General features: G+C 40.2%; 26 protein-coding genes. 24 read left to right on the top strand and 2 right to left on the bottom strand.

What is annotated here, in order from left to right; all coding sequences use genetic code 11:
- The first annotated feature begins 557 nt into the window (after positions 1-557).
- The 12 genes from LKE05_RS12565 to LKE05_RS12620 all read left to right on the top strand — a co-directional run bounded on the left by LKE05_RS12565 (position 558) and on the right by LKE05_RS12620 (position 9,821).
- On the top strand, positions 558-857 hold the full coding sequence (locus LKE05_RS12565) for a hypothetical protein (RefSeq protein WP_308457057.1): 300 nt from the start codon (positions 558-560) through the stop codon (positions 855-857).
- Positions 854-2,137 carry a site-specific DNA-methyltransferase gene (locus tag LKE05_RS12570; RefSeq protein ID WP_308457058.1) on the top strand — a complete coding sequence of 428 codons (1,284 nt, stop codon included), beginning with the start codon at positions 854-856 and terminating at the stop codon, positions 2,135-2,137. The genes LKE05_RS12565 and LKE05_RS12570 overlap by 4 nt, the downstream gene beginning before the upstream one ends.
- Positions 2,130-3,968: a DNA cytosine methyltransferase gene (locus tag LKE05_RS12575; RefSeq protein ID WP_308457059.1), complete on the top strand. Its 1,839-nt coding sequence runs from the start codon at positions 2,130-2,132 to the stop codon at positions 3,966-3,968. The genes LKE05_RS12570 and LKE05_RS12575 overlap by 8 nt, the downstream gene beginning before the upstream one ends.
- Positions 3,969-4,049: 81 nt before the next feature.
- Complete coding sequence (locus tag LKE05_RS12580) at positions 4,050-4,766, top strand: virulence protein (protein WP_308457060.1); 717 nt, start codon at positions 4,050-4,052, stop codon at positions 4,764-4,766.
- A gap of 150 nt (positions 4,767-4,916) precedes the next feature.
- Positions 4,917-5,864 carry an amidoligase family protein gene (locus LKE05_RS12585; protein WP_308457061.1) on the top strand — a complete coding sequence of 316 codons (948 nt, stop codon included), beginning with the start codon at positions 4,917-4,919 and terminating at the stop codon, positions 5,862-5,864.
- Between the two features lie 88 nt (positions 5,865-5,952).
- Entirely contained in the window at positions 5,953-6,426 is a 474-nt protein-coding gene (locus LKE05_RS12590) for a gamma-glutamylcyclotransferase family protein (RefSeq protein ID WP_308457062.1), read from the top strand.
- Positions 6,423-6,635, top strand: a complete 213-nt coding sequence (locus LKE05_RS12595; protein WP_022230283.1) for a hypothetical protein — start codon at positions 6,423-6,425, stop codon at positions 6,633-6,635. Before LKE05_RS12590 ends, LKE05_RS12595 begins: the two co-directional genes overlap by 4 nt.
- A gap of 96 nt (positions 6,636-6,731) precedes the next feature.
- Entirely contained in the window at positions 6,732-7,181 is a 450-nt protein-coding gene (locus tag LKE05_RS12600; protein WP_308457063.1) for a gamma-glutamylcyclotransferase family protein, read from the top strand.
- A 1-nt stretch (position 7,182) separates the two neighbouring features.
- A complete protein-coding gene (locus LKE05_RS12605; protein ID WP_308457064.1) occupies positions 7,183-7,389 on the top strand; it encodes a gamma-glutamylcyclotransferase in 207 nt (68 codons plus the stop codon).
- 120 nt (positions 7,390-7,509) lie between these two features.
- Positions 7,510-7,701, top strand: a complete 192-nt coding sequence (locus LKE05_RS12610; RefSeq protein ID WP_022230280.1) for a hypothetical protein — start codon at positions 7,510-7,512, stop codon at positions 7,699-7,701.
- 90 nt (positions 7,702-7,791) lie between these two features.
- Entirely contained in the window at positions 7,792-8,274 is a 483-nt protein-coding gene (locus LKE05_RS12615) for a phage terminase small subunit P27 family (protein ID WP_117968478.1), read from the top strand.
- Positions 8,274-9,821 carry a terminase large subunit gene (locus LKE05_RS12620; RefSeq protein ID WP_308457065.1) on the top strand — a complete coding sequence of 516 codons (1,548 nt, stop codon included), beginning with the start codon at positions 8,274-8,276 and terminating at the stop codon, positions 9,819-9,821. The genes LKE05_RS12615 and LKE05_RS12620 overlap by 1 nt, the downstream gene beginning before the upstream one ends.
- 47 nt (positions 9,822-9,868) lie before the next feature.
- Here the strand turns inward: LKE05_RS12620 and LKE05_RS12625 are convergent, their stop codons facing one another.
- Together LKE05_RS12625 and LKE05_RS12630 are read right to left on the bottom strand one after the other, a co-directional pair.
- The gene (locus LKE05_RS12625) at positions 9,869-10,147 is read right to left on the bottom strand and encodes a helix-turn-helix domain-containing protein (protein ID WP_147513785.1); all 279 of its coding nucleotides are present in this window, start codon (positions 10,145-10,147) and stop codon (positions 9,869-9,871) included.
- Between the two features lies 1 nt (position 10,148).
- Positions 10,149-10,514 carry a type II toxin-antitoxin system RelE/ParE family toxin gene (locus tag LKE05_RS12630; RefSeq protein WP_308457066.1) on the bottom strand — a complete coding sequence of 122 codons (366 nt, stop codon included), beginning with the start codon at positions 10,512-10,514 and terminating at the stop codon, positions 10,149-10,151.
- Between the two features lie 86 nt (positions 10,515-10,600).
- On the opposite strand from LKE05_RS12630, the gene LKE05_RS12635 reads away from it, so the two are divergent.
- From LKE05_RS12635 to LKE05_RS12690, 12 genes are all read left to right on the top strand, one after another.
- A complete protein-coding gene (locus LKE05_RS12635; RefSeq protein ID WP_308457067.1) occupies positions 10,601-11,836 on the top strand; it encodes a phage portal protein in 1,236 nt (411 codons plus the stop codon).
- The gene (locus tag LKE05_RS12640; protein WP_308457068.1) at positions 11,829-12,557 is read left to right on the top strand and encodes a head maturation protease, ClpP-related; all 729 of its coding nucleotides are present in this window, start codon (positions 11,829-11,831) and stop codon (positions 12,555-12,557) included. Before LKE05_RS12635 ends, LKE05_RS12640 begins: the two co-directional genes overlap by 8 nt.
- A gap of 15 nt (positions 12,558-12,572) precedes the next feature.
- Positions 12,573-13,757, top strand: coding sequence for a phage major capsid protein (locus LKE05_RS12645; RefSeq protein ID WP_308457069.1), 1,185 nt, complete (start codon positions 12,573-12,575; stop codon positions 13,755-13,757).
- Positions 13,758-13,769: 12 nt separating this feature from the next.
- Positions 13,770-13,973 carry a hypothetical protein gene (locus LKE05_RS12650; protein ID WP_308457070.1) on the top strand — a complete coding sequence of 68 codons (204 nt, stop codon included), beginning with the start codon at positions 13,770-13,772 and terminating at the stop codon, positions 13,971-13,973.
- The gene (locus tag LKE05_RS12655) at positions 13,960-14,223 is read left to right on the top strand and encodes a head-tail connector protein (protein WP_308457071.1); all 264 of its coding nucleotides are present in this window, start codon (positions 13,960-13,962) and stop codon (positions 14,221-14,223) included. Before LKE05_RS12650 ends, LKE05_RS12655 begins: the two co-directional genes overlap by 14 nt.
- Entirely contained in the window at positions 14,223-14,693 is a 471-nt protein-coding gene (locus tag LKE05_RS12660) for a phage head closure protein (protein ID WP_308457072.1), read from the top strand. The genes LKE05_RS12655 and LKE05_RS12660 overlap by 1 nt, the downstream gene beginning before the upstream one ends.
- A complete protein-coding gene (locus tag LKE05_RS12665) occupies positions 14,677-15,144 on the top strand; it encodes an HK97 gp10 family phage protein (protein ID WP_308457073.1) in 468 nt (155 codons plus the stop codon). Before LKE05_RS12660 ends, LKE05_RS12665 begins: the two co-directional genes overlap by 17 nt.
- Positions 15,145-15,152: 8 nt before the next feature.
- Positions 15,153-15,446, top strand: a complete 294-nt coding sequence (locus tag LKE05_RS12670) for a phage tail terminator family protein (RefSeq protein WP_308457074.1) — start codon at positions 15,153-15,155, stop codon at positions 15,444-15,446.
- The gene (locus LKE05_RS12675; protein WP_308457075.1) at positions 15,431-15,577 is read left to right on the top strand and encodes a hypothetical protein; all 147 of its coding nucleotides are present in this window, start codon (positions 15,431-15,433) and stop codon (positions 15,575-15,577) included. The genes LKE05_RS12670 and LKE05_RS12675 overlap by 16 nt, the downstream gene beginning before the upstream one ends.
- A gap of 2 nt (positions 15,578-15,579) precedes the next feature.
- The gene (locus LKE05_RS12680; protein ID WP_308457076.1) at positions 15,580-16,656 is read left to right on the top strand and encodes a phage tail sheath subtilisin-like domain-containing protein; all 1,077 of its coding nucleotides are present in this window, start codon (positions 15,580-15,582) and stop codon (positions 16,654-16,656) included.
- Positions 16,657-16,671: 15 nt separating this feature from the next.
- Entirely contained in the window at positions 16,672-17,124 is a 453-nt protein-coding gene (locus tag LKE05_RS12685; protein WP_022228778.1) for a phage tail tube protein, read from the top strand.
- Between the two features lie 87 nt (positions 17,125-17,211).
- Positions 17,212-17,586 (top strand): phage tail assembly chaperone, encoded by a 375-nt coding sequence (locus LKE05_RS12690; protein ID WP_022228777.1) that lies wholly within the window; start codon positions 17,212-17,214, stop codon positions 17,584-17,586.
- The last annotated feature ends 140 nt before the right edge of the window (positions 17,587-17,726 follow it).

Below are 17,726 nucleotides of genomic sequence, written 5' to 3' on the forward strand. Positions count from 1 at the left end.
ACACTGCATAGGTGTATTTGTTATCTAATAAATTATGAAGGGTGTTAAAATTGTCCTTGACATAGGGCCCATGTTAATCTTAAAAAAATGGGTGAGCGTAGACCGCCGCCCCCGTTTACGCAAATTTTCGCAAAATTAAGCAAGGGGGCCTAAAAACGGTCACATCAAAATTATCGCATAACTAAATATACACTTGCATTATTGCATACTTGAAATCGTCCTCAAGTGTGCATTTTTTATTGCTTTTTAATATAAAAAAGGTTCACAAAAATGTGAACCGATTATTATCAGGGCTGCAAACGAAAATTCAATGAAGCTATTTGGTATTACAAAAGTAAATTGAACACTGACAATAAAATAATATAAAAACAGTAAAATCTTCATAAGCATTCCTCCTCCTAAAACGCGATTCTTTTCGTTTGCTCTGAACCACACTTGGTCTGGTGAGTCATAGAGGAGCTTAACAGATGACTCATAAATATTATATCACAACATTATGAAGATTTCAATTATTCGGCTGTTGTTTATTGAATTTTACTGATAGAGGAGAACAGTTTATGACCGAAGAACAGAAAGTTAAAATTCGCAGAATGCGGCTTGACGGTAACGGATATAAGCATATTGCAAGTACACTTATTCTGCCGCTGAGTACAGTGAAATCATATTGTAAACGGAACGGACTTGTAGGCGTAGGACCAGTGGTGGCAATGAACAACGATGTATCTGTACAGCTTGGACTTATCTGTCGGAACTGCGGAAAACGGCTTAAGCATACAGCAGGCAAAAAAAGAAAAGTTTTTTGCTCGGACAAATGCAGAAAACAATATTGGAATTTACATGACGGAGGAAAAGTATGATTGAACATATAGAACCGAAAGCAACAGCAGACGGAGTTGCAGTGTATTGTGCTCACGATAAAATTGTCGATACAGACAGCTTGGTGGGCAATCCGAGAAATCCGAACAAGCACCCGAAGGAACAGATAACCGCATTGGCTAAAATCATAAAATGCCAAGGCTGGCGACATCCGATTGTAGTGTCAAACCGTTCCGGATTTGTGGTAAAAGGTCACGGAAGACTTCTTGCCGCAAAAGAAATCGGAGCAAAGCAAGTTCCCGTTGATTTTCAGGATTATGAAAGTGAAGCTTCGGAATATGCCGACCTTATGGCAGATAATAAAATACAGGAATTTTCAGAACTTGATATGAAAATGTCTGCTGATATTTTACAAGATATAAAGGACAGCGGTGACATTGAACTTGAGATGTCTGCATTTACGGAAGAAGCGCTTAATGAACTTCTCGCAAAATCACAAGAGGGTGAAGTTAAAGAAGATGATGCAGATTTGACACCTCCGGAAAATCCAGTGTCTGAACAAGGTGATATATGGCTTTTGGGAAAACACAGATTAATATGCGGTGACAGTACCAAAGCGGAAACATATGAAAACTTGATGAATGGCAAAAAAGTAAATCTTGTTGTAACGGATCCGCCGTATAATGTTGCATACGAGGGCACAGCAGGTACTATTCAAAATGACAGCATGGAGGACGGAAAGTTTTATGAATTTCTGTTTTCAGCTTTTAAGTGTATGTATGATGTTTGTGCAGACGGTGCAAGCATTTATGTTTTTCATGCTGATAAGGAAAGTATAAATTTCAGAACGGCATTTCGTGATGCCGGATTTTTCTGTCATCAAACGTGTATATGGGTGAAAAATACACCCGTGCTCGGCAGATGTGATTATCAGTATTGTCATGAGCCTATACTTGTCGGATGGAAACCTACAGCCGGACATAAGTGGTACTCTGACAGAAAGCAAAGAACGGTATGGAATTTTGACAAGCCGAAGAAATCAGAACTTCATCCGACAACAAAACCAATACCGCTTGTGGCATATCCGATACAAAATTCAAGTGTGGTCAATTCAGTTATTCTTGAACCGTTCGGCGGCAGTGGAAGTACATTGATTGCGTGTGAACAGACTGACCGTATATGTTATGCGATTGAGATTGATGAGAAGTTTGTAGATGTAATTGTAAGACGTTATGTGGATTTTAAAGAAAATTCAGATGACGTTTTTTTATTGCGTAACGGTGAAAAAATTCCGTACAGTGAGGTATTGACGAATGAGTAATTTAACACTTGGCTCATTATTTGACGGCAGCGGAGGTTTTCCTCTTGCCGGAATGATGGCTGGAATTACGCCTATATGGGCGAGTGAAATCGAACCATTTCCTATTCGGGTTACTACCAAGCGTATTCCGCATATGAAACACTACGGTGATATTTCAAAAATGAACGGCGGAAAGATTGAGCCGGTTGATATAATTACATTCGGAAGCCCTTGTCAAAACTTGTCTTTAGCAGGAAAACGTGAAGGGCTAAACGGTGAAAAATCATCAATGTTTTTTGAGGCAATTCGGGTTATAAAGGAAATGAGGGAGAATACAAATGGAGAATATCCGAGATGGATTGTGTGGGAGAATGTGCCGGGAGCAATGTCAAGCTCAAAAGGACAGGATTTTAGGACAGTCCTTGAAGAAATCTGCAAAATCAAAGATAAAACCGTACATATTCCTATGCCTGAGAAGAAATGGACAACCGCAGGAGAAATTGTGGGAAATGATTATTCCGTTGCCTATCGAATACTCGATGCGCAATACTTCGGAGTCCCTCAAAGACGCAAAAGAATCTTTCTTGTCGCAGATTTTGCAGGAGAATGTGCCGGAAAAGTATTATTTGAGTCAGAGAGCATGTTCGGGAATTTTAAGAAGAGCCTCTGCTCGCGGCAAGGAACTGCCGGAACTGCTGAAACGGGCATTGGAGAAACAGGCACAATATGTTTAAACGATCAAGGCGGAGAACGTATAGATGTGACGCAAGACAAAACAACTACATTGAGAGCACAGGCACATCATCCGCCGTGTGTAATGTTTGAAAATCACTCTCAAGATACAAGATATATAGGTCCGTTGGAAGTATCACAGACAGTGCTTGCAACTTTCGGAACGGGCGGTAATAATCAGCCGTTTGTCGTACATACACCAAAAACTTTAAAAATCAGATGCGGATGTGACGGCGGTGGTAAAGGTGCATTGATACAAGAAAATAAGTCGGCAACATTAAGCTGTAATAATGACCAGACCTTATTTGAACCGAAAGTGTACGGGATATGTTCAAACGATAGCAATTCGATGAAGTCTGACAATCCGAACAGCGGAATATATGCGGCAGATACTTCTCGCACCATTGACTGCGGAGGTGTAAATCCGTCATCTAATCAAGGAGGTATGGCTGTTGTTGTATTAAAGGGTTCAATGATTGGACGTAAGGAGAAAAACGGACCGAACGGCAGCGGATTTAATCAGGATACATCATTTACATTAAATACAGTTGACCGACATGCGGTTGCATACGGAATTGACCGTGCTGCATTTAATCAAGGACAAAATGCGTTATATGATTTTGCAATAGAAAAAGAGAAACAGCCGACAATGGTGGCAAAAGGTCCGGGAGCGGTAGCCGAACCTGCATATTCGGCAAGCAAGGCATCATTCTTTACAAGTGCCGAAAAAGAATGTGCAAATACACTTGTTGCAAGCGATTACAAAGACCCTCCGCTTGTAAATGATACAAACGGTACGGAATATATAGTAAGACGTCTGACACCTAAAGAATGTGCTCTGCTGCAAGGGTTCCCTGTATGGTGGTGTGACGGTTTGGAAACAGAAAATCCTACGGAAGAAGAAATTCAGAAATGGTCGGACATTTTTGAAAATCACAGAAAAGCACTTTGTAAAAGTACAAAACCGAAAACAAGAAATCAGATTATAAAGTGGCTTAAAAATCCTCATTCCGACAGTGCGGAATATACGATGTGGGGAAATGGTGTTGCACTTCCGTGCGTGTTCTATGTATTGAACGGAATTGCTCACTATGCTGAACTCACAAATTCTGTAATATAATATTGTGTACTATACACCTTGATATATTTTCTGCATGACGGTAATATGTGCTTAACAAAAAAATAAAGGAGGATTACCGTAATGGAGATTAAATATAATCTGACAGGAACGGACAGAAAGGCTCTTGTGAAAGCAGTTAGCAATATAATCGGAGAAAAGTCTAAATATCTTGGAGCACCGTCGTTTGCTTATCAAATTGGCGACGACTGTACAGTTACGAGTGACGGAACACTTAAAATTTCAAGCGACACCGACAATGATAAGGTTGAGCATTTACTTGAAAAGCTGTATGAGTGCGGATATGAAACCGAGAATGACAAAAATGTTGATATTTCAGACACAAATAAAGATTTTGAAAGTGAAACAATAGGCTGTTCAATCGGACTGCCGATTTCAAAATTATCCGATAAACCTTGTAACGATAAAATCATTGCAAATCTCAAAGCGATTATTGCGGGTAAAATGACCTTGTTTCAAAAAGCAGTCGGTACGGATAAGGAACTGAAAGTTGAATGGAACAAGGATGAAATATGGTTTGACTGGTTTGACAGCGTAATTCCAAATGAAAAGCTTGGACTTTATATATCACTTTTCAAAGCCCTTTACCAAATGGCAGAAAAAGCTGTAAGAGTGAATACAAAGGATAAGCCGGTTGACAACGAAAAATTTGCAATGCGTACATTCTTAAATCGTATCGGTTTATCAGGTATGGAATATAAACCGCTCCGTAAAGAACTGATGAGAAATCTCAGCGGTGACGGTGCATTTCGCTACGGCAGACCGGAGCGATGTAAGTAAGAAAAATAAACACAAACTCAATCCACAGCCGTAATGTACACAAATTACAGTGTATATTATTGTGTACTAATCGTATTGATATAATCTCCGTATGACGGTAATATGTGTTACAAGAAAAGGGCAGAAAGCCTAAAAAACGGAGGAAATACAATGAACGAGAAAACAAGAATTCAGATTGAGGAAATGAAAAGACAGACCATCGGTGTTGAGGTTGAAATGAACAACATCACAAGAGAAAATGCTGCGAGAATAGCCGCAGACTATTTCGGAACAGGCAGATACAAATATACAGCAGACAGAAACGGTTATTATACTTGGTCAGCTTGGGACACAGAGGGCAGAGAGTGGAAATTCCAAAGGGATGTAAGCATTGCAGGGGTTGACAGTGAGAAATGCGAATTGGTAACGCCGATTCTTAAATACGAAGATATTCCGCTTTTGCAGGAACTTATAAGAAGACTCAGAAAAGCAAAAGCCAAAAGCGATGCAACACGAGGATGCGGTGTACATATTCATATCGGTGCTAACGGACACACAGCACAGACACTCAGAAATCTTGCAAACATAATGGCAAGCCACGAAAGCCTCATAGCAAGTGCATTAAATATTTCACAGAGCAGAATAAACAATTACTGCAGAATGGTAAGTCCGAAATTTCTTGATAACCTTAACAGAAGAAAGCCAAGAACAATGTCGGAATTAGCGGATATTTGGTACACATCAAACGGTGCAAACTACGGCAGAACACAGCATTACAACGACAGCAGATACCATATGCTGAACCTACACGCAACTTTTACGAAAGGAACGGTTGAATTCAGACTTTTTCAATTCGATGCTCCGTCAGACGGAAAACAAAACGGCTTACACGCAGGACAGTTAAAAAGCTACATTCAGCTTTGCCTTGCACTCAGTCAGATGGCAAAAACACTAAAGTCAGCAAGTCCGAAACCACAGCAGACTGAAAATCCTAAATACGCAATGAGAACATGGCTTTTAAGACTTGGATTTATCGGTGAAGAATTTGCAACGGCGAGAGAAATCCTTACAAAACACCTTGACGGAGATGCATCATTCAGAAATGGCAGAATGGCATAACCGAAGAAAACAGCCTCCTATAACCTTAAAACTGTGACCGCATTTGGCGGTCTTAAGGTGGTAGAAGGGTGTTTCCTTCGGAAAGGATATGATAATAATGAAACGGTATTACTTAGCTTACGGCAGTAACCTTTACACACCGCAAATGCGGTATCGCTGCCCGTCGGCACGGCTTATGGGAACTGCGGTTATAGAGAATTACAAGCTAATGTTCAAGAAAAGCAAAACAGGATCTTATCTGACCGTTGAACCGAAACAAGGTGCGGAAGTTCCGGTAGCTGTGTGGCAGTTGACAACAGATGACGAACGGTCGCTTGACCGCTACGAGGGGTATCCGAAATATTATTATAAAAAGGAATTTCAAGTAACGGTGACAGGAATTAAGACGGGCAAAAAACGTGAACGCACAGCATTTGCATATATATTGGACGAAAACAGACCGAGCGGTGTTCCGTCAATGAGTTATGTTATGACTTGCCTTTGGGGATACAGAAACTTCGGATTTGATTCAAAACAGTTGTTACACGCTATTGACGAAAGCAAAAAGGAGACAGTGATATGAAGAAGTATGAAGATATAAAAACAGCCATATGTCCTAAATGCGGACAGGAATACACAGGCAGACCTGCATTATCAAGAGCAGATAACAAAACAATGATTTGTCCTGACTGCGGCATACACGAGGCTCTTGAAAATATCGGTGTAGGTAAAGAGGAACAGAATGAAATACTTGAAATTATACACCGCAGTATGAGAGAGAAAGACAAATAAGTCTGTAACAGTTACAGCCAACGGACGGTTTAAGCCGTCTTTATGGCAGTAGAAGCGGTATTACAAAAATCAACCGCTCAGAAAGGACGAAATATTATGAAAACAAAAATCTACGGAGCATACGGCTCAAACATTAATTTGGCACAGATGGCGTATAGATGTCCGCATGCTGAAGTGTACAAGGTGGGGTACATAAACGGCTATCGGCTCACATTCAGGAGCGGAGGCTTTGCCAACATTGAAAAATCTGAGGGAGACCGAGTGCCTGTTCTGCTTTGGGTCATTACAGAACAGTGCGAAAAGACACTTGACCATTATGAGGGTTATCCGAGCTTTTATATCAAGAAGAATATTTCTGTGGAAATTGATAACGGCGAAGATACGATTAAAGCGATGTTCTATGTTATGGGCGATAAATACTGTCAAAAGATGCAGACACCGACAGAGTATTATTACGGAGGAATAGAACGCGGGTATAAATCTAACGGTATGCCCGTGGAGGAATTAAAGACGGCATTTGACCGCTGTATGGCGGAGGTGAATTGAGATGGATAATTTTTTTACACAGAAAAACTGTGACCGATGCGGAAAGTCTTTAAAAGACGGTAGAATTCAAAGTATGTTTAACAGCGAATGTATCTGTATGGACTGCAAGAAAAAAGAATGTGCCGATTCGGAATACAAAAAGGCACAAGATGCCGACATTGCGGAAATTCGTAAGGGAAACTATAACTTTAAGGGAATACGAGGGTAGTATATACACAAATAAAGGCTGTACTTTTTGTTATAGTAATGGTATTGATAAAGTCCTCATATAACGGTAATATGTGTACAACAAAAAGATAAACAGACCGAGAAAACGGAGGAAAACAAAATGCTAAAATTAAAGAAACTTTACAGCCTTATCAACCGAAACGCAACAATGAAATTGGTTAATGAAAAACATACAGACGTTTATTTCTGCGGAACAGTTAAAGATATTCCTGACCAATATGATTTATGGAAAGTAGTTGACCTTTTTGAACTAAACAGCTATGAATATGAGATTATGATTACAGAAAAATAAGAAAATACAATTTTTAAACCGCCTTAAATGGCGGTTTTTTGTATGAAAATTTTTAATGACAAGAAATTTATACGAATGGAGGTGATACGCTTGGCACAGAGGGGCAGAAAGCCGAAACCAACGGCAGTAAAACAGCTTGAGGGTAATCCAGGCAAGAGACAGTTAAACGCAAATGAGCCGAAACCTGCGGCTCGTGCACCGTCTTGTCCGAAATGGCTTGAAGATGATGCGAAAAAGGAATGGAGACGTCTTGCGAAACAGATGGAACAGCTCGGTATTCTAACAGAAGTTGATATGGCGGCTTTTGCGGGATATTGCCAAGCTTATGCACGTTGGAAAGAGGCAGAAGAATTTATATCAAGACACGGTGCTATTGTCAAAACTCCGAGCGGATATTGGCAGCAAGTGCCGCAGGTATCTATTGCTCAGCAGTATATGAAACAGATGAGCAAGTTCTGTGAACAGTTCGGTCTTACTCCTGCGTCAAGGTCAAGAATTGTAACAGACAGAGGCAATGACAGCAGTGATGACGCAATGGAACAGCTTCTTTCATTGGGCGGAGAGAAAAAGTAATGTATGACGAAAATAAAGCAAAACGTGCAGTTACATTTATAAATGCACTTAAACATACAAAAGGCAAATGGCGGGGTGTGCCTTTTGAATTGCTGCCGTGGCAGGATAAAATAATAAATGATGTGTTCGGTACGGTAAAGGAGAACGGATACAGACAATACAACACAGCATATGTTGAAATACCGAAGAAGATGGGTAAGTCAGAACTTGCAGCAGGAGTGGCGCTGTATCTTACATGCGGTGACGGTGAATGGGGTGCAGAAGTATACGGCTGTGCAAGTGACCGTCAGCAGGCAAGTATTGTGTTTGATGTGGCGGTGGATATGGTCGAACAATGTCCTGCTTTGAAAAAGAGAATTAAGCCTGTTATGTCAGTAAAAAGACTTGTGTATAAACCGACTAATTCATATTATCAAGTGCTGTCGAGCGAGGCTTTTACAAAACACGGTCTTAATGTTCACGGCGTAATATTTGATGAACTGCATTCACAGCCGAACCGTGAATTGTTTGATGTAATGACAAAAGGTTCAGGTGATGCACGAACACAGCCACTGTTCTTTCTTATAACTACTGCCGGAACAGACCGAAACAGCATATGTTTTGAACAGCACCAAAAGGCAGTTGACATTTTGGAAGGCAGAAAAATCGATCCGACATTTTATCCTGTTATATACGGAATCGAAGACACAGATGACTGGACGGATGAACGCAATTGGTATAAAGCAAATCCATCGCTGGGACATACAGTTGACATTGAAAAAGTCCGTGCCGCATTTTTGTCGGCAAAGGAAAATCCGGCTGAGGAAAATCTGTTCAGACAGCTCCGACTTAATCAGTGGGTTAAGCAGTCAACACGATGGATGCAGATGGAGAAATGGGATGCGTGTGATGAAGTAATAAATCTTGATACACTTATCGGAAGGGAATGCTATGCAGGTCTTGACCTTTCAACAACACTTGACCTTACCGCATTTGTTTTGGTGTTCCCTCCGAGAAACGATACAGAAAAATATATAATTGTACCGTATTTTTGGATACCGGAAGAAAATCTTCTTCAGCGTGTTCGACGTGATCATGTTCCGTATGATGTATGGAAAGCAAACGGATTTATACGAACAACAGAGGGGAATGTAGTTGACTACCGAAGAATAGAGGCTGACATAAAGGATATTGCAAGCAAGTACGTTGTGCGTGAAATAGCATATGACAGATATAATGCAACACAGATAATTCTTAATTTGCAGGATGAAGGATTGACGATGATACCTTTCGGACAAGGCTTTAAGGATATGTCACCTCCGACCAAGGAACTTTACTCGCTTGTTCTGAAAGAAAAGATTATACATAACAATCATCCTGTACTCAGATGGAATTTTGATAATGTATGTGTAGAAACAGACTCGGCAGAAAATATTAAACTTTCTAAGAAACACAGTACCGAACGAATAGACGGTGCGGTTGCAGCGGTAATGGCACTCGACAGAGCAGTTCGTAACGGCGGACAACAGGGAAGTGTTTATGACCGTAGGGGTATTATTGTATTTTAGACAACATAAAAGCACACCAATATTTATTGATGTGCTTAAGGAAATGATTATTTAGTTGGTGATACAGTAAGCTTAAGACCAAGCGGCTGCATTATTTTAAGCAAAGTATCAAGATTTGGAGTTGATTTATACGATTCAATACGTGCAACTGATGATTGCGGGATTCCGCAAAGCGAAGCAAGCTCACGCTGACTTATACCGAGAGCGGTCCGCTGTTCTATCAGTGCACCGACAATAGATGCGATATTCTCAATTTCATTAATATCGTTAGCGGCAATCGGATCAACTTCTCTTACGTGTTCTTTATAATCATTCCATGTTCTCATATTAAGCACGCTCCTTTCTGGATAGATAATCACTGCGTTCAGATTTTGCTTTTTCAATTTCTCTGTGTGGTGTTTTTTGTGTTTTTTTACGGAACTGATGAAGCAGAACAAAGGTATTGTTTTCAAAAAAGAAATAAAATATGCGGTTATTTCCGGGACGTAATTCCCATATACCGTCCTCAATATGCTTTGTGACATCTTTGGGTAAACGAGTACAATTATCTTGTAATAGCTGTATATAGAGTACTGTTTGATTGTATTGAATACGGGCGTCTTTACTTGTTTTGATTTTTGTACGCAATAACTCTAAAAGATCCCATAGTTCAGATTTGCCGTGTGCATTTTCGTAAAATTCGATAGTGTACATTATTATTATACTCCGATATGTAGATTATATTTACAATATAATGATAGCATAAAAGCTATCAAATGTCAAGAAAAAGGAGAAAATTTATGAACATAATAAAATCAATATTCAAACCAAGAGACAAGCCTAAAAATCATACGGGAGACGGTATCGGCGGAGGACGTTCATTTCCTTTCGGGCGAACGTGGTCGGGAAAATCTGTGACGGAACGGTCGGCTATGCAGACAACGGCAGTATATGCGTGTGTTCGTATCATATCTGAAACGGTAGCAAGTCTGCCGATTCATCTTTATGAATACACGGACAGCGGAAAAGAGCGAGCCTTTACGCATCCGTTGTACAGACTTCTGCACGATATACCCAATCCTGAAATGAACAGTTTCATAATGCGTGAGGTTATGATGTCACATCTGCTTTTATGGGGGAATTCGTATTCACAGATTATCCGAAACGGTAAAGGTGAGGTTACGGCGCTGTATCCGCTTATGCCGGAAAAGATGCGTATAGACAGAGGTGCGGACAGCAAAATATATTACACATATAACAGTGATAAGCAGGGGACATTTGTATTTCGCAAAGATGAAATTCTGCATATAGTCGGATTGGGATTTGACGGACTGGTGGGATACTCACCGATTGCTATGGCTAAGAATGCGATAGGACTTTCTATTGCTGCCGAAGAATACGGCTCAAGTTTTTTCTCAAACAGCGGTACACCAAGCGGAGTTTTGGAACATCCGGGAGTTTTGAAAGAGCCGGAAAAAGTTCGTGACGCATGGAATGACGCATACGGCGGAAGTTCAAATGCACACAAGGTTGCGGTGTTGGAAGAAGGAATGAAATTCAATCCGATTTCGATAAATCCTCATGAGGCACAGTTTCTTGAAACAAGAAAATTTCAGGTGAATGAAATATGTAGAATATTTCGTGTTCCTCCGCATATGATTGCTGATTTGGAAAAATCAAGTTTTAACAATATAGAACAGCAGTCGCTTGATTTTGTGACAAATACAATCCGACCGTGGCTTGTGAGGATAGAGCAGACAATATTTCAGCAGCTTCTGACAGAAGAAGAACAGAAAAAATACTTCGTAAAATTCAATGTTGACGGACTTCTGCGAGGGGATTTTAAAAGCCGTATGAGCGGATATGCTATCGGTAGACAGAATGGGTGGTACAGTGCAAACGATATAAGGGAATTGGAGGATATGAATAAAATACCTAAAGAGCTTGGCGGTGACAGATATTTATGTAACGGCAATATGGTTGATATAAACAATGCCGGAAATTACAACAGCGGGGGTGAAAGTGAAAATGAGTAAATTTTGGAGGTTCAAGACTGTTAAAAACAAAATAGATGAAGAAAATGAAAGCACAGAAAATGTGCTTTTTTTAAATGGCGTAATTGCGGAAGAAAGCTGGTACAGCGATGATGTAACACCGAAAATGTTCCGTGATGAACTCAATCAATACGACGGTGATATTACGGTATGGATAAACAGTCCGGGCGGTGACTGTTTTGCGGCGAGTGAAATATATACGGCACTGAAAGAACATAACGGCAAAATTACAGTTAAAATAAACGGCATTGCGGCAAGTGCGGCGTCTGTAATTGCAATGGCCGGGGATATGGTTGAGATGTCTCCTACATCGATGATTATGATACATAATCCTTCAATGATGCTTTACGGACAGGCATCTGAACTTGAACAAGGTATTGATTTTCTTAACGAAGTAAAGGAATCAATTATAAATGCTTATCAGATAAAGACCGGACTGTCACGAAGCAAACTGTCATATTTGATGGACGGAGAAACATGGATGAATGCACATTCGGCACATGATATGGGGTTCTGCGACAAAATCCTATACGGCAATGATGACAGCACTGATAATCAAGATATGATTTTTGACAAAACAACAATGGTGACCAATACCATTGCCGCAATGCGCAAGAAACTTAAGCCAATAGTCAAGCCGGAAGATTCAAAGTATTGTATTCCGTCAGAACAGTTTGAAACAAGATTAAATTTATTGAAATAATGGGGGGTAATATAAATGGCGTCAATAACTGATTTAAGACAAAAAAGAGCAGCGTTATGGGAAAAGACAAAGAAATTTCTTGATAATGCAAAACGAGAAAACGATATGATTTCGGCAGAGGACGTGGAAACATATGAAAAAATGGAGAGTGAAATTGTTGCTCTCGGCAAGGAGATAGATATTTTAGAACGTCAGGCAGAGATGGAAAAAAGACTGAATTCTCCGGTTAATACACCCGTTCTTGAAACACCTAAAACGAACGGTAATACAAAAACGGGCAGAGCAAGTGACGAATATAAGCAGGCGTTTTGGAAGCTTATGAAGAATAATCAGCTGTCATATTCGGTACATGATACGTTGCAGATTGGTACTGACAGTGACGGCGGATACCTTGTTCCCGATGAATACGAGGCAGTTCTTATTGACAAACTTGCCGATGAAAACATTATGCGAGGATTAACTACAATCATAACAAGTGCAAACGGTGATAAAAAGATTCCGGTAGTTGCATCTCACGGTGAGGCTGTGTGGACAGATGAAGGCTCGGAATACACTGAAAGCGATGATGAGTTCGGAACTGTATCTCTTGGAGCTCATAAGCTAAGTACGATTATAAAAGTATCGGAAGAACTGCTCAATGACTCCGCATTTAATCTTGAAACATACATATCATCAGAATTTGCAAGAAGAATGGGTGCGGCAGAGGAATTGGCATTTATCAACGGCAACGGTACAGGAAAACCGACAGGTGTGTTAAATACGGCTGAAGTAGGGGTTACGTCTGCTGCGTCAAACGCAATTACGACAGATGAAATAATTGACCTATATCACAGTCTTAGAACACCATATCGAAAGAATGCCGTATTTATGTCAAGCGACAGTACAATAAAGGCTATAAGAAAACTTAAAGACAGTAACGGTCAGTATTTATGGCAGCCGGGTCTGCAGGCGGGACAGCCGGATACAATTCTTAACCGTCCGATACATACTTCTGCATATATGCCTGAGATAGAGTCCGGCAATAAGATATTGCTGTTTGGTGATTTATCATATTATTGGGTGGCTGACAGACAAGGACGTTCGTTCCAAAGATTGAATGAACTTTTTGCAAAGAACGGACAAGTCGGTTTCCGTGTATTCCAAAGATTAGACGGAAAGCTGATATTGCCTGAATCGGTTAAGACTGTTCAGATGAAATAATAGGAGGGTAAAATGAAAATAAAGATAACAACTTCATGCTCGGGTCTGACCTTCAGTTTTTATGAAGGTCAGACTGTTGATGTTGACAAGAAAATAGGCGAAGATTTGGTTCAGTGCGGATTTGCGGAAGAAGTAAGGGACACTAAAATAACAAGAAGGGACACTAAATCTAAAACAGTGCAATCCAAAACGGAGGAAGAAAATGCTGACGATTGAAGAGGTTAAACAGTATCTGCATTTGGATTCTGACGCAGAGGACGACTATCTCCGAATACTCATTATCTTAGCAGGAGAAATGTGCGAAAATTATACACGTCTTGCAATGCCTGATGAACTGCCGGAAAGCTATAAACAAGCTATGCTTGTGTGTATAGGATATTTCTTTGAACAGCGTGACGGAACTAAAAACGGCGTACCGAGTATATTTTATACATTGCTGAGACCATACAGAAAGGCGGCATTTTAATGGACTTTTCAAAACTGCGTCATCGGGTTATATTTTTGAAACCGCTTGATAAAAGATTAAATTCAATGAATGAAAATGTACCTGTGTGGATTCCGTTCAAACCTAAGTTAAGCGGTGACATCAATGCCGATGAAACTTCTGTGTATGTGCTGACTGATAATAAAGGCAATGCAGTGTGGAAATCGGCAGGCGGCGGACAGCTGTATTCACATCAGCTTTCTTTGAATGAGTATGCAGTATGGGCAAATGTTTCTCCGATGTCGGGACGTGAGTATGAGGAGTCACAAAAACTGCGTGCAGAAACCACATACAAAATTACAACAAGGTATTTTCCGAATATAACTGAGGATATGAAAATTATGTTCGGACTAAAGGTTCTTGGTATTGTTTCTGTTCTTAACATAGGCGAAAACAATACGGAATTGCAAATTGTTGCAAAGGAGAAAGACCGAAATGGCAAGGAATATTGATGTATTCGGATTTGACGAACTTGAAAAAGCTATGAAGCAATGCGAGAAGAATTATCCGAGTCAGGCAGACGCATTCCTTATGGCAGAAGGACGTGCCGTAAATAAGAGAACAAAATCACTTACACCGGTAAGGACAAAGAAACTCCGAAACTCATGGAGAACGAAAAAAGTAAAACTGTATAAGGGCGGTAAAGTGAGAGTAGTGAGAGTTCAGTCAACAGCACCGCATGCTCATCTTATTGAACTCGGTCATAAGATTGTAAGTGGCGGCAGAACTCGGGAAAGAGGCAGAAAACTTAATCGTGTACAGCGTTCTGCAAGAGGCATTAAATCCGGCGGATATGTACAAGGTGATTTTATGCTTGAAAAATCAATGTCGGAGGCACAGGCAAAATTCAACTCGGGTGCAGAAAAACTGCTTGATAAGATAACAAAGGATATACAAATGTAGGAGGACAAATGATTACAGAAAAAGATATACAGACACGAACTGCGGAAATCCTTATGAATGCCGGATTTAACGTGGTTGCCTCAGAAGTAGATGAGGGATTTTTAAAACCGGCAGTGTTTGTTTCTGCGTATCCTTCAGATGTACAGCCTCAGTGCTGCGGCGGTGCACTTGAGGAACTTACTGTTTCGGTAGAATTAAAATATATATCGGCTCTTGAAACTGTGGAGGACTGTATAGGTGCTTACAGCAGGATTAAAGAGCTTTTTTGTACCCGACTTTCGATATTATGGACAGACATCTGACTATTCATGAAATGAATTTTGAAATTGAAAAGGGTGTAATGTATGTGTATTTTGATATAAATTTCATTCAGGCTGTGGATAAAACAGAAAAGTATGATGAAATGAGCGAACTTGTGATACGGGGGGGATAAAAATGGGATTACCTGAAATTTTGATTGAATTTAAGACGAAGGCACAGACTGCGGTAACACGAAGTCAGAACGGAATTGTAGCGGTTATTCTTGAAGATTCAACCAAAGTCGGAGATGAAAATTTAAGTTATACATATAACTATGAAGCCGATATTGTGAAATCAGACTGGACAACGACAAATCTTGACTACTTGAATAAAATATTTCTCGGCAAACCGAAACGAGTGCTTGTGGAAAGAGCGGAAACAGGCGAGGACTTCAAAAAGTCATATAACGCCGCCTTGGCACGCCTTAGAAATAAGTCGTGGAACTGGCTGACGTTTCCGGGATTGGAACCGCATAAAGATTTGACGGAAGAACTGCAGAATTGGATTATAGCACAGAGAGCGGCAAAAAAGACATTCAAAGCGGTTTTGCCTTGTTCTGCCGCAAATAATGAGGGCATTGTTAACTTTTCCTCGAGCGGTATCAAAGTAGGAGCAAAGACATATTCGGCATATGAATATTGTGCAAGAATTGCAGGCTTGCTTGCCGGACTGTCAATGACAGAGAGCGCGACATATCAAGTTCTTTCGGAAATTGACTCTATAACGGAGAGCCTTACTCCCAATGAAGATATAGACGAAGGTAAGTTTATACTCATCAATGACGGCGAAAAAGTAAAAGTCGCACGAGGTGTAAATTCGCTACACATCTTAAGCGGTGATAAGACCGAAGATATGAAGAAAATCAAAATTATTGAGGGTATGGACTTAATGCGTGACGATATTCGTTCTGCATTTGAGAATAACTATATCGGAATTAATAACAGCTATGACAATAAGGTTATGTTTGTAGCTGCTATTAATCAGTATTTTGACGGACTTGTAAGAGAAGGCGTACTGTACGGCGATGCGGAAAATACAGCGGATATAGATGTTAATGCACAGCGTGACTGGCTTGCACAAAAATATGATATATCCGAGTACAGTGATGAACAGATTCGTAAGGCAAAGACGGGCAGTTATGTCTTTGTAACGGCGGATATAACATTCTGTGATGCAATAGAGGATTTGAAATTTTCTATAAATATGGAGTAAGGGAGGCAGTAAACAATGGCAGGAGAAAGAAAGCTTCCCGCTGTCGGAAAAGTAATCAGCGGTACGCACGGCTATTTTTGGTGGAACAACAGTATTTGTTATGAAATAACTTCATTTGAAGCAAAAATCAAAACAAACCGTGAAACGATAAACTTTTCGGGGCAAATGTGGGACGACAGTAAACTGATGGGTGTGTCCGGTACTTGGACAGCGAAAATAAAAAAGATTTATTCAAGAGGCAAAACGTATGCGGAGAAACTTTCGGCGGGTATTGATGAGCGATTGTCGCTTATATCAAAATTGGAGGACCCCGATAACGGCGGTACAGAAAGAGTACAGCTTATGTCATGCTGGCTTGATGAACTTACACTTCAGGCATTTGAGAACGGAAAAATTACCGAAGATGAATTTTCGGGCGGATTTGTCGGATTTAAGTATCTTGATACAATCGCTGACCCGTGTGTATAAAGAGATTGTATTTTTAATGATGGGGACACTAAAAAATTACGGCTATACAGCTGGTTTTTTATTAAGAAAAAAGGAAGGGACACTAAAATGAATAAGGCTACAAAATTAACATTAGCAGAACTTTTACGACGTAAGGAGCAGATGATTGCGTCAAAGAAAATTAAAAAGACAATGGATTTATATATTAAGTCCATTGATTCGGTTATAACGATTGAAGAACCGGACGGAGCACTTTGCCGTGATGCAAATGATATGGAGGCAGGCGAGGGTGATAAATATATGTGCTATGAATGTATCAAAGAACCTGACATTAAGTCGAAGGAAGTACAGGACGCATTCGGCTGTGCAGTACCTATGGATATTGTTGAAATTATATTTGCACCGGGCGAAATACCGCAGATTGCGATTGAGTGTATGAAACTTGCCGGATATATGGGCGGTGTGGAAGCCGTAAAAAACTAATACAGACGGACGGTGACCTGCAGCTTATTCATTTCTATCTTCAAAAGGGATTTGATTGGGACAGGCTTGCAAGGTTATCACTGTCTGAAAAAATATTTTTAAAGGCGAGTATGGAGCTTGCTGTGGAAGAGGAGACGGAG

Origin of the sequence: Hominilimicola fabiformis (assembly GCF_020687385.1) — a bacterium.
Lineage (GTDB): Bacteria > Bacillota > Clostridia > UBA1381 > UBA1381 > Hominilimicola > Hominilimicola fabiformis.

Coding starts and splice junctions, on each gene's coding strand:
- LKE05_RS12640 (WP_308457068.1), top strand. CDS start 11,829: ATGAGTAAATTTTGGAGGTTCAAGACTGTTAAAAACAAAATAGATGAA.
- LKE05_RS12630 (WP_308457066.1), bottom strand. CDS start 10,514: ATGTACACTATCGAATTTTACGAAAATGCACACGGCAAATCTGAACTA.
- LKE05_RS12610 (WP_022230280.1), top strand. CDS start 7,510: ATGCTAAAATTAAAGAAACTTTACAGCCTTATCAACCGAAACGCAACA.
- LKE05_RS12670 (WP_308457074.1), top strand. CDS start 15,153: ATGATTACAGAAAAAGATATACAGACACGAACTGCGGAAATCCTTATG.
- LKE05_RS12665 (WP_308457073.1), top strand. CDS start 14,677: ATGGCAAGGAATATTGATGTATTCGGATTTGACGAACTTGAAAAAGCT.
- LKE05_RS12625 (WP_147513785.1), bottom strand. CDS start 10,147: ATGAGAACATGGAATGATTATAAAGAACACGTAAGAGAAGTTGATCCG.
- LKE05_RS12590 (WP_308457062.1), top strand. CDS start 5,953: ATGATAATAATGAAACGGTATTACTTAGCTTACGGCAGTAACCTTTAC.
- LKE05_RS12675 (WP_308457075.1), top strand. CDS start 15,431: ATGGACAGACATCTGACTATTCATGAAATGAATTTTGAAATTGAAAAG.
- LKE05_RS12635 (WP_308457067.1), top strand. CDS start 10,601: ATGAACATAATAAAATCAATATTCAAACCAAGAGACAAGCCTAAAAAT.
- LKE05_RS12685 (WP_022228778.1), top strand. CDS start 16,672: ATGGCAGGAGAAAGAAAGCTTCCCGCTGTCGGAAAAGTAATCAGCGGT.
- LKE05_RS12655 (WP_308457071.1), top strand. CDS start 13,960: ATGCTGACGATTGAAGAGGTTAAACAGTATCTGCATTTGGATTCTGAC.
- LKE05_RS12595 (WP_022230283.1), top strand. CDS start 6,423: ATGAAGAAGTATGAAGATATAAAAACAGCCATATGTCCTAAATGCGGA.
- LKE05_RS12690 (WP_022228777.1), top strand. CDS start 17,212: ATGAATAAGGCTACAAAATTAACATTAGCAGAACTTTTACGACGTAAG.
- LKE05_RS12565 (WP_308457057.1), top strand. CDS start 558: ATGACCGAAGAACAGAAAGTTAAAATTCGCAGAATGCGGCTTGACGGT.
- LKE05_RS12645 (WP_308457069.1), top strand. CDS start 12,573: ATGGCGTCAATAACTGATTTAAGACAAAAAAGAGCAGCGTTATGGGAA.
- LKE05_RS12680 (WP_308457076.1), top strand. CDS start 15,580: ATGGGATTACCTGAAATTTTGATTGAATTTAAGACGAAGGCACAGACT.
- LKE05_RS12650 (WP_308457070.1), top strand. CDS start 13,770: ATGAAAATAAAGATAACAACTTCATGCTCGGGTCTGACCTTCAGTTTT.
- LKE05_RS12570 (WP_308457058.1), top strand. CDS start 854: ATGATTGAACATATAGAACCGAAAGCAACAGCAGACGGAGTTGCAGTG.
- LKE05_RS12605 (WP_308457064.1), top strand. CDS start 7,183: ATGGATAATTTTTTTACACAGAAAAACTGTGACCGATGCGGAAAGTCT.
- LKE05_RS12660 (WP_308457072.1), top strand. CDS start 14,223: ATGGACTTTTCAAAACTGCGTCATCGGGTTATATTTTTGAAACCGCTT.
- LKE05_RS12580 (WP_308457060.1), top strand. CDS start 4,050: ATGGAGATTAAATATAATCTGACAGGAACGGACAGAAAGGCTCTTGTG.
- LKE05_RS12585 (WP_308457061.1), top strand. CDS start 4,917: ATGAACGAGAAAACAAGAATTCAGATTGAGGAAATGAAAAGACAGACC.
- LKE05_RS12620 (WP_308457065.1), top strand. CDS start 8,274: ATGTATGACGAAAATAAAGCAAAACGTGCAGTTACATTTATAAATGCA.
- LKE05_RS12600 (WP_308457063.1), top strand. CDS start 6,732: ATGAAAACAAAAATCTACGGAGCATACGGCTCAAACATTAATTTGGCA.
- LKE05_RS12575 (WP_308457059.1), top strand. CDS start 2,130: ATGAGTAATTTAACACTTGGCTCATTATTTGACGGCAGCGGAGGTTTT.